Source organism: Cupriavidus sp. IK-TO18 (assembly GCF_015549295.1).
Lineage (GTDB): Bacteria > Pseudomonadota > Gammaproteobacteria > Burkholderiales > Burkholderiaceae > Cupriavidus > Cupriavidus oxalaticus_A.
In genome coordinates this window covers 52382-65571 of the sequence record NZ_JADGMP010000013.1, presented here as the reverse complement: position 1 = coordinate 65571, position 13190 = coordinate 52382, and the positions used below count along the sequence as shown (strand labels likewise).

Genomic DNA, 13190 nt, shown 5'->3' with positions numbered 1-13190 from the left:
CCGCCGCGCAGCGCGGTCTCCGACGCATTGGCCGCCAGCCCGCTGGCCTGGCGCGCGTTGTCCGCGTTCTGGCGCACGGTGCCGGTCAGCTGCTCCATGCTGGAGGCGGTCTGCTCCAGCGACGCCGCCTGCTGCTCCGTGCGCTGCGACAGGTCGTTGTTGCCGGCAGCGACCTGGTGCGTTGCCGTGGAAATGCTGGCCATGCCTTCCTGGATTTCATGCACCACTGACAGCAGGCTGCGCTGCATGGTCTGCATCGCCTGCGCCAGCGCGCCGATCTCGTCGCCGCTGCGATGCTCGAAGCGCGTGGTCAGGTCGCCCGCGCCCAGCCGCAGCGCAAAGTCCAGCATGTCGCCCAGCGGCCGGTGCACGCGCGCCAGCAGCATGGTGCCGGCCGCGAACGAGGTCGCCAGCGCCAGTGCGAAGCCGCCCCACAGCCACGGTCGCAGCGTCGCGGCCCCTGCCGGGTCCAGGATCTCGACCGCTGCCAGCGCCGCCAGGAACCACACCAGCCCGCCCGCCTGCGCCCACAGGATGCGGCGCTTCAGGTTCATGCGCAGCGCGCGTTGCGCCAGGCCGGCGAGCCCCGTGCGCACCACGGCGCCGTCACGGATCGCCAGTCCCGCAGCGCGTCCCGCTCGGAAGCGCGCATACAGCGCGCCGGCGGCTTCGACCTGCTCGCGCGAGGGCATCGAACGCACCGAGGTATAGCCGACCACGCGCCCGTCGATGCGCGTGGGCGTCACGGTGGCGGTGACCCAGTAGAAGTCGCCGTTCTTGCGGCGGTTCTTGACCACGCCGATCCAGGTGCGGCCGGCTTCCAGGTTTTGCCACAGGTCGGCAAACGCCTCGGGCGGCATGTCGGGATGGCGCACCAGGTTGTGCGGCGCGCCCATCAGTTCCTCGGCTGCATAGCCGCTGGCCTCGATAAAGGTGCGGTTGGCGAAGGTGATACGGCCCTTGAGGTCCGTGCGCGAGATCAGGTAGTCAGATGGTGAGAGCTGGTATTCGCGCTGCGTAACGGGTTGGTTGTTTCGCATGGATGATATCGATACTGCTTGCCCGAAGAAACCATGGCTGCCAGGCATGGCGCAATTCCGGGCGGTACGATCCGGCAGGCGTGCCAGCCGGGCGGCGGGGGTGAACAGGCAGGTGTGGCAGGGATCAGGCCACGGCGTCGAGCGCGGCCAGTTCTTCGGTATTGAGCAGCTTCTCGATATCGACCAGGATCAGCATGCGCTGCTCGACCGAGCCGAGGCCGCGGATGTAGTCGGTAGCCAGCTCGCCGGAAAAATGCGGCGTGGGCTTGATCTGCGCGGGCGTCAGCGTCAGCACGTCGGAGACGCCGTCGACGACGATGCCGGTGGTGCGCTCGTTGAGATCGACGATGATGACCACGGTGTACTGGTCATAGCTGACGTTGGCCTGGCGGAACTTGATGCGCAGGTCGATGATCGGCACGATGATGCCGCGCAGGTTGATCACGCCCTTGATGTAGTCGGGCGCATTGGCAAGCTGGGTGACCGACTCGTAGCCGCGGATCTCCTGGACCTTCAGGATATCGATGCCGTACTCTTCGCGGCCCAGCGTGAAGGCCAGGAATTCCTCGCCCGCGCCTTCGTTCACGCCTGCCGCGCCGTTTGCCTTGTCGATATGCCGCATCGTCAGCCCCCATTCTGGTCATGCCGGTTTCCTGGCGCCGTGCGCCGGGGCGTGGTTTCGCCCACCAGTGTTTACGGCAGCAAACGGGGTGACTGAAGGCCGATGCGGCGCCTTCCTTACCCTTCCGAGGAGGGGTGCGGGGGCGCCAGCAGCGCCGCCACGGCCTGCATCAGCGCATCGGGATCGAAGGGCTTGGGCAGGAAGCCCGAGGCGCCCGCGGCGCGGGCCTGCTCGCGGATGCTGCCGTCATGCTCGGTGGTCAGCATCAGGATCGGGATGGCGGCGTAGCGCGCGCTGGCGCGCAGTCGGCGGATCAGGGTCAGGCCGTCCATGCCGGGCATGACCTGGTCGGTGACCAGCATGCCGAACGCGACATGATCCGCGGCATCGTCATCCGCAGCCGCGGTGTCGGCCAGCGCATACGCCTGCTCGCCGTCGGCCGCCTCGGTGACGTCGAACCCGCCGGCACGCAGGCATGCGCCGATCATGCGGCGTAGCGAGGGGGAATCGTCGACGACGAGAATGCTGGGCAATGACATTGGCGCCTCCGTTGGCAGGGCTCGGTTGATCCGCCGGATGCTGAAGCAGTGCTTGGCGCGGATGGCGCGCGGCCGGCGACGGACAGGCCGGCGCAGGGCCGCGCTGCAAGCGCGCGGGCCCTGCCAGCGTGGATATCGGCATGGCAGGCGCGTCGCTTTAGCGTTTTTGGCGTTTTTTCGGCCTGGTGCTTGTGCGTGCGGCGCGGCGCTCAGGCTGGCTGCGGCCCGCGCAACGCCTCGGCAAACCCTGCCGCATCGAGCGGCAGCGACAGCAGGAAGCCCTGCACCTCGTCGCAGCCCATCTCGTTGAGGATTTCCAGCTGCGAGGCCGACTCGACGCCTTCGGCCACCACCTTCATGCGCAGCTCGTGCGCCAGCGCCACCATCGAGCCGACGATGGCGCGCCCTTGCGCATCGGTGTCGAGCCCGCCGATCAGCGTGCGGTCGATCTTGAGCGTGCCCACGCGCAGGCGCTTGAGATAGCCCAGGCTCGAATAGCCGCTGCCGAAGTCGTCCAGCGCCACCTGGATGCCGAGCGACTGCAGCTCGGCCAGCGTCTCCAGCGATTTGCCGATGTCCTTCATGGCGGCGGTCTCGGTGATCTCCAGCGTGATCGCCGACGGCGGGATGTCGTGCTGGTGGATCTGCTCGAGCAGGTACTGCGGGAAATTGCGGCTGGCAAAGCGCAACCCCGACACGTTGATCGCCACCGGCACGGTCGGCAGGCCGGCGTCCTGCCACAGGCGCACCTGGCGGCAGACGCTGGTCAGCACCCAGTCGTCGAGCTTGTCGATCTGGCCGGACTGCTCGGCCACGGCGATGAACTCGGCCGGGCTGACCTGGCCCAGCGCGGGATGGCGCCAGCGGCACAGCGCCTCGGCGCCCACCAGCGTGCGGCGGCGGGCGTCATACTTGGGCTGGAACTGCAGCGACAGCGCCTCATCCTGGATCGCCAGCCACAGGTCGCGGCGGATCACGCGGGTGCGGCGGGCCCGCTCGCCGGCAGCGCTATTGAACAGGCGCACCTGGTTCGAGCCGCTTTCGCGGGCCTCGGCCAGGCTCACTCGTGCGGCTTGCATCAGCGCCTCGGAGGTCTGGGCGTCGCGCGGGTAGATGGCGATGCCGATATTGACGCCGATCTGCATCTGCAGCCCGCGCGCGGCGATGAATTCCGCCAGCGAGCCCAGCACGCGCGAGCCCAGCTCCTGCGCGCGGCCGTGGTGCACCAGCTCGGGCACGCCGACGGCGAACTCGTCGCGCGCCAGCCGGGCGAGGAAGTCGTGCGGCTCCAGCACGGCCTGCGCCAGCGCGCCGGCGTCCTGCGCCAGGATATCGTCGGCGCGGATCTCGAAGACTTCGTCGACCTCGCGGTAGTCGGCAATATGGATCAGCAGCACGGCGCAGCCGGTGTCGGCCAGCCGCGCCTGGGCCATGGCCTGGTCCAACCAGCGGCCGAACGCGACGCGGTCGGGCATCACGGTGGCGACGCTGTACTCGCCCACCGTGCCCTGCCCGCGCGCGGTGGCGCGCACCGTAAGCCGGCCGGGAATGCGGGCGCCGCGCCGCACCAGCCGCGGCTCGGCGCCGCGCACCAGGGCGGTGGCGGCATCATCGGCAAGATCCCCGGCGGGGCTGGTCTCGGTGCGCGATACCGGCAGCCAGCCGCGCGACTGCGCCCGGTGCAGCGCGAACATCAGTGCGCACAGCGCGGTCAGGCCGCCTGCCAGCCAGGCGGGATGAGGCAGTCCGGCCGCGTCGATGCAGGCGCGCGCCGAAGGCGCGCCGGCGCCGCAGGCCCGGCCCAGGTGGGTGCCGGCCGCGGCCACCATGCCGGCGCCGGCGACCACCGCCAGCACCGCCGCGCCGCGCCACAGGCGCGCGCCCTGGCGCAGCCACTGCAACAGCAGCTTGGCGGCGGCGGTGGCGGCCGCGGCGGCGGCGAAGCTGGCGGCCATCTCGGCGGTGTCGTTGGCCACCGGCACGCTGCCCGACAGCACCACCACCACCACGGGCAGGCTCACGGCGAGCTGCGACAGCAGCGCCGCCGTCCAGGTCAGCGTGCGCAGCGACCGGCTTCCGGCGCCCTCGTCCGCACGCCCGGCGCGGGCGCCGAGGGCGGCGGCCACGCCCAGCAGGGCGGCGAGCAGCAACAGGACGGTACTCAGGGCAATCATTGGGCTGCGCGGTGGTAAAGAAAATGCGCGAAGACAAAGCCGACGCGGGGCAAACCTCGCATCATGGCATCTTGCGGTCGCCGTGTGAACAACACAATACGGGGGTCCCCTGCCGGGGACATCTGTTTAGAACGCACTCCAGTCATCGTCGCGGCCGGCGGCGACCGGCGCCGGCCGCGGCGCGGTGCCGGGGCCACGGTACCGCCTGCAAGGGTAAATACCGAAACCACGTTCTTCAGCTGCTGGTGATGCGCGAGGCCAGGTCGCCGCGCGCAATGCGCTCGAACATGGCCAGCGCTTCCTGCACCGGCGTGACGATGGCGCGGTTCAGTGCCACCGTGCACAGCACCGCGACCGCCAGCCCCAGCACGACCAGCGCGATCGACAGCGTGCGGATGCTGGCAAAGCTGGCCTGCGCGGCGTCGAAATTGGCCTTGCCGGCGCCCAGCTGGAATTTCTGCAGCGCTTCATGCGCGCTGGACATGCTGCGTTGCAGATCGGGCAGTACCTTGCGGGCCAGGCGCATGCGGGTCATGGCCAGCATGGCGTCGCTCAGCGCAATGGACGAAGCCAGCTGGTTGGAATACGTCTCCTTGAGCGAGTCGTTGCCGGAGGAAATACCGTGCAGCCCGGCGCCGCCTACCAGCAACAGCAGCACCGACAGCATTCCCATGGCGCCCCGCAACAGGGTCTTGATCTGGATATTGTGGTGGAAAGACATTGTTGAAAGGAAAACGTAAGCATTCCGCGAGGCACGCTCCTGGCCTCGTTACGGCAAGACCAGACACCCACTTGATCCGCCCTGCCCGGATAACGGCGCGGCCCATCTGGTACTTGAGCAGCAGCGCCCGGCCGCGCGGCAAATGGCCGGAATTAACCCGGATGTCGGATATACGGCACGCCGCGTCTCGCGGCATGTAAGCAGACGCTTTATTCACCGGAGCGGCGCCGATTATGGCAATTTGATTTCCACCGGCGCCGGCGCGCCCCGGCGCCACTGGTTTGCGCGGATCGCGCCGCTCAGGCCGATTTATGTGCCGGCCCGACAGTACAACAGAGGTAGTGCGGCATTGCGTTCCGGTTCAAATCCGGCGGGGCGACCGGAATGGTTCACGAAAGTTCACAGCAATATCGGCTGCAAGAATTTTCGCAAAAACCATGCAGGAATAGCGCCCCGGGATTTGCAGCGGCTCGCTACCCCGTTATAATTGTTTTCAGCATTTCAGCACACCCACAGCGCTGCGCAGCATTGCGCGACACCCCGCTGTACCGACACCCACGCATATCACCCCACCGGAAACCGAGGACGCAATGGCGACTTATCAGGAAATCGTTCAGCAAATCAGTGAACTGCAGAAGCAAGCCGAGGAAATCAAGGCGCGCGAACAGGCTTCGGTGATCTCGGATATTCGCGAGAAAATCGAGCAATATGGCCTGACCGCTGAAGACCTGGGTTTTGGCGTGAAAGCGCCGGCCGGCAAGAAGGCGGCAAACCGCAAGGTGCCGGTGCGCTATCGCGACAGTGCGGGCAATACCTGGACCGGCCGCGGCAAGCGTCCGGGCTGGCTGACCCAGGCCCTGGCACAGGGCAAAACTGTCGAGGACTTCCTGATTCGCTGAAGCGCGACGCCGGCACATGGAAAAACGCCAGGGTTGCAAACCGTGGCGTTTTTGTTTGGTGTATTACCGGCGTTGCCGCTCAGGCGCCGAATCCCTGCGGGTTCATCGACTGCCAGCGCCACGAGTCCTGGCACATGCGTTCGATGTCGTGCTGCGCGCGCCAGCCCAGCAATTGGTTGGCCAGCGCGGGATCGGCATAGCAGGAGGCGATATCGCCCGGGCGGCGCGCCACGATCTCATACGGTACCGGCTTGCCACTGGCGCGCTGGTAGGCCTCGACCACTTCCAGCACGCTGTAGCCGCGTCCGGTGCCCAGGTTGACGGTCATGCCCCGCCCCTGGTCGCGCAAGTAGACCAGCGCCGCCAGGTGGCCGTCAGCGAGATCGCACACGTGGATATAGTCGCGCACGCCGGTACCGTCGGGCGTGGGATAGTCGCCGCCGAATACCATCAGTTTCTCGCGGCGCCCGCCGGCCACCTGTGCCACGTATGGCATCAGATTATTCGGAATTCCGCGCGGATCTTCGCCGATCAGACCGCTTTCATGCGCGCCGACCGGATTGAAATAGCGCAGGTAGGCAATGCGCCATGCCGGGTCTGATTTTTCCAGGTCGCGCAGGATTTGCTCGCCCATCAGCTTGGTCTGGCCATACGGATTGGTCGCCGACAGCGGGAAATCCTCAAGGATCGGCACCGTCTGGGGATTGCCATAAACCGTCGCCGAGGAGCTGAACACCAGTTGTTTCACCCCGGCCGCACCCATGGCGGCGCAGACCGTCAGCAGGCCGTCAAGGTTGTTGCTGTAATACTGCAGCGGCTGGCTCACGGATTCGCCCACCGCCTTGAGCGCGGCAAAATGAATCACGCCGCTGATGCGGTGTTCGGCAAAAAGCTGGTCCAGCAAGGCGCGGTCGCGCACGTCGCCCTGGACAAAATGCGGGGTCTTGCCGGTAATGGCAGCGAGCCGCTCGATCACCACCGGGCTGCTGTTGCACAGATTATCCAGTCCGATCACGTGGTAGCCGGCATTGAGCAGCGCGACCCAGGTATGCGAGGCGATATAGCCGGTGGCACCGGTAAGAAGCAGGGTTTCGGGCATGAAAATAAGCGTCGGATTTCGATTCAGGGCGGCGCGGTCTCATGCGCGAGCATGCAATGCCTGATACCGCACATTGAACCCGCGCAGGCGGTAGTGTCGCCTATTATCCACGATGAGTCAGCCGCACCCGCTCAGCTGGCACACACAGTTACAAGCATGGCACCGCCGGACTCAGGCGTGTCTGTCGCTCGCCTGAACCACCAGCCCCGCCCGTGCCTGCCAGGCCTCATACGCGCCGCGCAGCCGCCAGCCCGATTCCAGGTCGCGCATGCCCAGGCATTGCGCCACCTCGGCCGGCGTCGTGCCGGCCTCGAAATGCATGGCCGCGCAGGTATTGCGCAGGGTCTGCGGCGAGGCCCGTTCATGGCGGCCGGCTAGTACGCCGGCTTCGTCAAGCAAAATTTCCACGCGTCGGTAGACCGAAGCCGCATGCATCGGCCGGCCCGCCGGCATGGCCGGGAACAGCAGGCTGCCGAGCGTGCCCGACGCCTCGCGCAGCACCAGCCACGCCCGCAGCGGGGCATGCGCCAGCGCGAACAACGGCGCGGTATAGGCGCGGCCATTGTCGGGACGCACCATGCGCAGCGCCATTCGGCCCGGGGCGCCATCGTCGATCGCCTCCAGGCGCAGGGCGCGCGCTTCGCCCACCTTCAGCCCGCCGCCCAGCAGCACCGCCAGCAAGGCGGCATCGCGCGCGCGCTTCCATTGCGTCGGCGATGCCGCACGGCATTCCTCCGCCGTCGGCGGCACGCCGGCCGGGCCGAGGATGCGGGCCACCAGCAGGTCGCGCTCGCCCGGCAGCAGGAAGGCAGTGGGGTCGTTCTCGCCCTCGGCGAGGTGCGCGCGCACCGCCTGGCTTCCCGGGTTGTGCATGCCCTCGCGCAACTGGGAGAGATGGTGGAACACCCGTTCGATCAGCCGCGCATAGCGGTAGCGGTGCGACTTGTGCAACTGCTGGGCGTCGAGGAATTCGCCGATCTGCTCCGCCGACCAGCTCAGCGGCGGCAGTCCGCGCTCGGCCGACCAGCGCAGCAGCTTGCCCCACATCGCCCGGTACACCACGCTGGTGCCGTGGCGGAAGCCATGCCGCGCCAGCCAGCCGTCGAAGGCGCGCTCGGGATGGGCGCGCCAGGCGTCGAGGTCGGCATCGAATAGCGCCGCCTGGCCGGGTTGGTGCGCGGTCGACTTAGTGGTCACTGACTCTCCTGCCGGTGGCTTGCGGGCGCGGGCGGGATTCCCGCTGTGCGATGCCGCCTATTGTAGTCAACCCGTCACTGCAAGGCGCCCTGGGCGGGCACGGGACCAAAACCGGCTTGCGCAGTGCAGCAGCGCATGCTACCTTTCATCCCACTATGCAACTGGTTGCATAAGACGCGAACACAAACAAGAACACGACGTAGCCGGCGCATGCCGCGACCGCCCAGAACAGTTTAAGGAGACTGCAGTGACCACCCAGCTGATTCCCGCAGCGCAGGCCTCGCTCGACACCTGGCACCAGTTGATTGCCAGCAATTCGATGGCCGGACTCGACGCCATCGTCGCCGACGACGTTGTTTTCCGCTCGCCGGTGGCGCATACGGCCTACCCAGGCCGTGCCGCGATCGCACTGGTGCTGACCACGGTGAACCAGGTGTTCCGCGATTTCCGCTACCACCGCAGCTTCGTCAGCGAGGACGGCCACAGCGTGGTGCTCGAGTTCAGCGCCACGGTCGATGGCAAGGCGCTCAAGGGCATCGACATGATCCGCTTCAACGACGCCGGCCATATTGCCGAATTCGAAGTAATGGTGCGCCCGCGCTCCGGACTGGAGGCGCTGGCCGCCGCCATGGGCGCGCGCCTCGCCAGCCAGAAGGACGTACTGACCGGTGCCGCGTAAGCGGCCAGGCCGCCGCCCGCGCCCGCCAGATTCTCATTGCCTCACCGTACTACCCAGGAGACTTCACCCATGGCCCTCCCCGCCCTGCTGCAGAACCGGCTGTCGCTGCCGGTGGTCTGCTCGCCGCTGTTCATCATCTCCAACCCCGACCTGGTGATTGCCCAGTGCAAGGCCGGCGTGGTGGGCTCGTTCCCGGCGCTGAACGCGCGCCCGGCGCCCAAGCTGGAAGAATGGCTGGACCGCATCACCACTGAACTGGCCGAGCACAACGACAAGCATCCGGACCGTCCGGCGGCGCCGTTCGCGGTCAACCAGATCGTGCACAAGTCCAACGACCGGCTCGAGCATGACCTGGAGCTGTGCGTGCGCTACAAGGTGCCGATCGTGATCACCTCGCTGGGCGCGCGCAAGGAAGTCAACGACTCGGTGCACTCGTATGGCGGCATCGTGCTGCACGACGTGATCAACAACGCTTTCGCGCGCAAGGCCATCGAGAAAGGCGCCGACGGGCTGGTGGCGGTGGCGGCCGGCGCCGGCGGCCATGCCGGCACGCTGTCGCCGTTCGCGCTGCTGCACGAGATCCGTGAATGGTTCGATGGCCCGCTGCTGCTGTCAGGCTCGATCTCCAGCGGCGACGCCATCCTGGCGGCGCAGGCCGCCGGCGCCGACCTGGCCTACATCGGCTCTGCCTTCATCGCCACGCAGGAAGCCAACGCGCAGGACGGCTACAAGCAGATGATCGTCGACAGCAGCGCCGGCGACATCGTCTACTCCAACCTCTTTACCGGCGTGCACGGCAACTACCTGCGCGGCAGCATCGAGCGCGCCGGGCTGGACCCGGAGGCGCTGCCGCAGTCGGATCCGTCCAAGATGAACTTCGGCTCGACCAGCGTGAAGGCCTGGAAGGATATCTGGGGCGCTGGCCAGGGCGTGGGCGCGATCAAGCGCGTGGTGCCGGCCGGCGAGCTGGTGCGGCGCTTTGCCGAGGAGTATGCGCTGGCGCGCCGGCGCCTGGGGTTGGGCGAAGCCAGCCAGGCGGGTGCCCGCGCGCTCGACGTGGCCTGAGCCTGACCAAACCCCAATAAAGAGCGCCGGCCGCAAGGCCGGCGTCTTGCTTTGGCGCGCGGCGCGCTACGCCGACTGCTGCTCCAGCAGCGGCAGCAGGTCTTCGCCCCACGCCACCCAGTCCTGCTCGAAGCGGATGCCACGGCGCAGCAGCGCGTAGCGCAACCGCTGCGCGCGGTCCATGTCGGGCGCGGAAAAATCCTTGCGCTCGATCGCCAGGTAGGTCTCGAGCCGTGCCTGGTGCAGCGCGATCAGCCGCCGCATTTCATCGCCCAGGCCGAGCGGCCCGATCGCGGCATCGGCACGCAGCTTGACCAGGATTTCCTCGCGCTGGTCGAGCCCGGCCCCCGGGGTCAGCACCCAGCGCACCAGTTCGTCGCGCCCGGCCGGCAGCACCTGGTAGACCTTCTTGCGATTCTTGCGGTCGGCGCCGCCCTCGTTTTCCGCCGCCTCGTTCTCGTCGGCCGCGATCCACCCGCTGTCCGCCATGCGCCCCAGCTCGCGGTAGATCTGCTGGTGGGTGGCATGCCAGAAATAGCCGATGGAGCGATCGAAGCGGCGCGCCAGGTCATAGCCGGACGACGGCTTTTCAAGCAGGGAGATCAACAAGGCGTGCTGGGTCGACATGCGTCTTGGCAATGGCCCGTCGGGGGCGGGTGATGGTTTCGGAGATGCCATGCGGCAGGAGCGCCGGTCATGCCGGTGCGCCACGGACCGCAAAAAACTGGCGCTATGTTAGCGCAATGCCCCCCTGCTGTCGGCAAGCCGTGATGCAAGGATCGCCGCAATCCGGCAATACCTGCAAACGCCGACATATATTCGGTAAATCTGGCAATTTCGAGATTTGGCAGCAAACAGAATTAAATAATGCTGAATAGCATTTTTGCGTTACCTGCCATACATTTCATACATTGAAACGCTGTGCGAGCAAGAAAAATCCGTCCCCGGCCGCACCATGCACCGAATCTGGAGTATGCCCATGACCGGAAAACCCATTGCCGAAGAGCGCGACGTCGCCTGGGAAGCCGATGCGGGCGAACGCCCGTTCGGCCTGCTGGCGCCGCTGCGCGACAAGGCCCCGATCTACTACCGGTTGCCCGATACGCCTGACGGGCACCATATCAAGGAATTCGCCAGCGGCCTGCGCCAGCTGGTACGTTTTGTCGGCGTCGAAGAACAGGTCGTCAAATACTGCCTGACCTGACTGGCGCGCTGCCTTTCCTGTGGTTGTCTCCTCCGAGCCCGATCCTGCGGGCAGGGACTTGAACCCGCGATTGCCGCGGGTTTTTTTCTTGCCGTGACGGTGTCCGGATGCGCCCGCCTCAGAGCTGCGGCGCACGGCAGGCCGCACCGCCGGCATTGGCGGCTTCAGGCATGCCGAACACCGCCCGCGCCCCGCACTGCGAACCGAACATGCGCGCCTGGTCGTGCCCCACGCCCACCACTTCATACGCCTGATGGCGGATGGCCAGGCCCGGGCTGGCGAGGTAGCGCTCGTAGCGCAGGTAGCCGCGCGCACGCTGCAGCCGCGTCGCGCCCTCGGCCTCGGCGCCGCAGGCCTTGTCGAGTACGCGGTGGTTGGGATCGTTGTCCTCGGTGCCGGCGAGATAGGTCACCTTGCGCCCGGCATAGCGCTTGTACAGCGCCATGCCGTCGGCACCTCTCGCGTACGGCACCATGTCCTGCACGCCGTAGCTGTACTTGTCGTAGTCCGGGCAAATGGCCTTGTCATACGGCGCGAACGACTTGCCATTGGCGCCGGCCGGCCGTACCGGCGTGAAATACAGGTAGGACGACGGATTGGCCACGACGTAGCGCAGGTCGATGCCGCCCGCGCGGATGCGCTCGTCGACATTGTTCAGCACCGCGTAGCGGTGCACGACCTGGGCGCCGCCGGAATGGCCGGCCACCGTCACCTTGCCGACCTGCGGCAGCCGCGCCTTGTCGGTGACGAAGGCGAGCAGGTCGTCGAGCACCTGCAGCGAACTGACGCGGGCCGGGCCGTCGATCGCGTCCTCGCCGCTGAGCCAGCCTTGCACCGACCATTGCGGCATGCCGGTAAAACCCTTCTTCTGGTCAGGCGTGCCGGGAAAATTCGGCGCGAGCAGCAGCACCTCGTCCGGCTTGCGGCCGCTGGCCTTCAGCAGTTCGGCGCCGGCGGCATAGTAGTCGTCGCCGTTGCGCTGCAGGCCATGCTGGACAAACACGACTTCACGAATGCGCGACAGGTCGCCGTCGAGCCGGTGGTTGGCATAGACCGGGAAGTCATAGCCGGCGCCAGCGCCAAGATGCACGCGTTGCCAGTGCGGTGCGGCCACCGCGGTATCGGCAGCCTTGGCCGCGGCGGGCGGCACTGCCGTCGTGCCGGCGCAGCCGGCCAGTACCACAGTCATGGCTGCAGCGGCCAGGGCCAGGGACAGGCGAGAACGGTTGTGCTGAGGCAAGCTGGCGGTCGACAGGATCATGGCTGGGCGCCTCCGGTTGGCATGCCGGCGATGGTAGGCCAGGGGCAAGCGGTTCGGCAACGCCTGCCGTGCCCGCCATCCCTGCGTTACGCCAGCCGCCTGGCCAGCGCCGCCACGTCGGGCCAGGTCACGCGCCGCACCATGACGCGCAGGCCCGGGCCGTGGAAATCGTCTTCGAACGGTTCCGATGCCTCGCCGCCCAGCCGCTGGTAGAACTCGCGCGCCTGCGTATTGGCCTCGAGCACATAGAGGAACAGCGGCTGCCCGGGCCAGCGCTGCGCCACGCGCTGCACGCAATGCGCCAGCAGCCGCTTGCCCAGTCCCTGGCCATGGAAGGCAGGCAGGACATGCAGGTTGTCCAGGTAGATGCCGTAGCGGGGGTCGGCCTCGGGCAACAGGCAGGCAAAGCCGGCGTCCGCGCCATCGACCAGCGCCAGCGTGGCCTCCACGGGGCCATCCGCGCCGTCATGCATGCGCGCGCGCCAGGCCGCCAGCCGCTCCGGATTGGCCTGCTCGCGCAGGTACGCGTCTGGCAGCATGCCGGGATAGGTGTGCTGCCAGCTGGCGGTGTGCATGGCGGCGAGGCGGTCGGCATCGGCTGCGGTGGCGGGAATCAGCGCAATATCGGGCATGGAGTGCATGGAGTATCGGGACGAGACGGGAACGGCACAGCGACGATGCCAGAAACGC

Annotated in this window: 13 protein-coding genes and 1 pseudogene; 4 read left to right on the top strand and 10 right to left on the bottom strand. The window is 67.5% G+C overall.

What is annotated here, in order from left to right; genetic code table 11:
* The 5 genes and pseudogenes from IPF36_RS11850 to IPF36_RS11830 all read right to left on the bottom strand — a co-directional run.
* Positions 1-1040: PAS domain-containing protein (locus IPF36_RS11850; RefSeq protein ID WP_195428019.1), on the bottom strand; the 1040-nt coding region annotated here is incomplete at its 3' end.
* 124 nt (positions 1041-1164) lie between these two features.
* Positions 1165-1662 (bottom strand): chemotaxis protein CheW, encoded by a 498-nt coding sequence (locus IPF36_RS11845; protein ID WP_133097965.1) that lies wholly within the window; start codon positions 1660-1662, stop codon positions 1165-1167.
* Between the two features lie 116 nt (positions 1663-1778).
* A complete protein-coding gene (locus IPF36_RS11840; RefSeq protein WP_135703478.1) occupies positions 1779-2201 on the bottom strand; it encodes a response regulator in 423 nt (140 codons plus the stop codon).
* Positions 2202-2410: 209 nt separating this feature from the next.
* Positions 2411-4375, bottom strand: coding sequence for a bifunctional diguanylate cyclase/phosphodiesterase (locus IPF36_RS11835; protein WP_135703477.1), 1965 nt, complete (start codon positions 4373-4375; stop codon positions 2411-2413).
* A 241-nt stretch (positions 4376-4616) separates the two neighbouring features.
* Positions 4617-5096, bottom strand: a pseudogene (locus IPF36_RS11830) (Tar ligand binding domain-containing protein); the annotation flags it as partial.
* 590 nt (positions 5097-5686) lie between these two features.
* Here IPF36_RS11830 and IPF36_RS11825 point away from each other — a divergent pair.
* Positions 5687-5995 carry an H-NS family nucleoid-associated regulatory protein gene (locus IPF36_RS11825; protein WP_133097962.1) on the top strand — a complete coding sequence of 103 codons (309 nt, stop codon included), beginning with the start codon at positions 5687-5689 and terminating at the stop codon, positions 5993-5995.
* 79 nt (positions 5996-6074) lie between these two features.
* Here IPF36_RS11825 and galE read toward each other — a convergent pair whose 3' ends face one another.
* Both galE and IPF36_RS11815 read right to left on the bottom strand, forming a co-directional pair.
* On the bottom strand, positions 6075-7094 hold the full coding sequence (galE, locus tag IPF36_RS11820) for a UDP-glucose 4-epimerase GalE (protein WP_133097961.1): 1020 nt from the start codon (positions 7092-7094) through the stop codon (positions 6075-6077).
* 171 nt (positions 7095-7265) lie between these two features.
* Positions 7266-8291 carry a tyrosine-type recombinase/integrase gene (locus tag IPF36_RS11815; RefSeq protein ID WP_135703476.1) on the bottom strand — a complete coding sequence of 342 codons (1026 nt, stop codon included), beginning with the start codon at positions 8289-8291 and terminating at the stop codon, positions 7266-7268.
* Positions 8292-8538: 247 nt separating this feature from the next.
* Here IPF36_RS11815 and IPF36_RS11810 point away from each other — a divergent pair, with 247 nt between their 5' ends.
* Both IPF36_RS11810 and IPF36_RS11805 read left to right on the top strand, forming a co-directional pair.
* Entirely contained in the window at positions 8539-8970 is a 432-nt protein-coding gene (locus tag IPF36_RS11810) for a nuclear transport factor 2 family protein (protein WP_133097959.1), read from the top strand.
* Between the two features lie 69 nt (positions 8971-9039).
* On the top strand, positions 9040-10035 hold the full coding sequence (locus IPF36_RS11805; RefSeq protein WP_135703475.1) for a nitronate monooxygenase family protein: 996 nt from the start codon (positions 9040-9042) through the stop codon (positions 10033-10035).
* Between the two features lie 66 nt (positions 10036-10101).
* Here IPF36_RS11805 and IPF36_RS11800 read toward each other — a convergent pair whose 3' ends face one another.
* A complete protein-coding gene (locus IPF36_RS11800) occupies positions 10102-10662 on the bottom strand; it encodes a PadR family transcriptional regulator (protein ID WP_133097957.1) in 561 nt (186 codons plus the stop codon).
* Positions 10663-11014: 352 nt separating this feature from the next.
* On the opposite strand from IPF36_RS11800, the gene IPF36_RS11795 reads away from it, so the two are divergent.
* Complete coding sequence (locus IPF36_RS11795) at positions 11015-11239, top strand: hypothetical protein (RefSeq protein WP_135703474.1); 225 nt, start codon at positions 11015-11017, stop codon at positions 11237-11239.
* Positions 11240-11357: 118 nt separating this feature from the next.
* Here the strand turns inward: IPF36_RS11795 and IPF36_RS11790 are convergent, their stop codons facing one another.
* Both IPF36_RS11790 and IPF36_RS11785 read right to left on the bottom strand, forming a co-directional pair.
* Positions 11358-12500 carry a hypothetical protein gene (locus tag IPF36_RS11790; protein WP_195428018.1) on the bottom strand — a complete coding sequence of 381 codons (1143 nt, stop codon included), beginning with the start codon at positions 12498-12500 and terminating at the stop codon, positions 11358-11360.
* Between the two features lie 86 nt (positions 12501-12586).
* A complete protein-coding gene (locus tag IPF36_RS11785; RefSeq protein ID WP_135703996.1) occupies positions 12587-13132 on the bottom strand; it encodes a GNAT family N-acetyltransferase in 546 nt (181 codons plus the stop codon).
* Positions 13133-13190 lie beyond the last annotated feature (58 nt).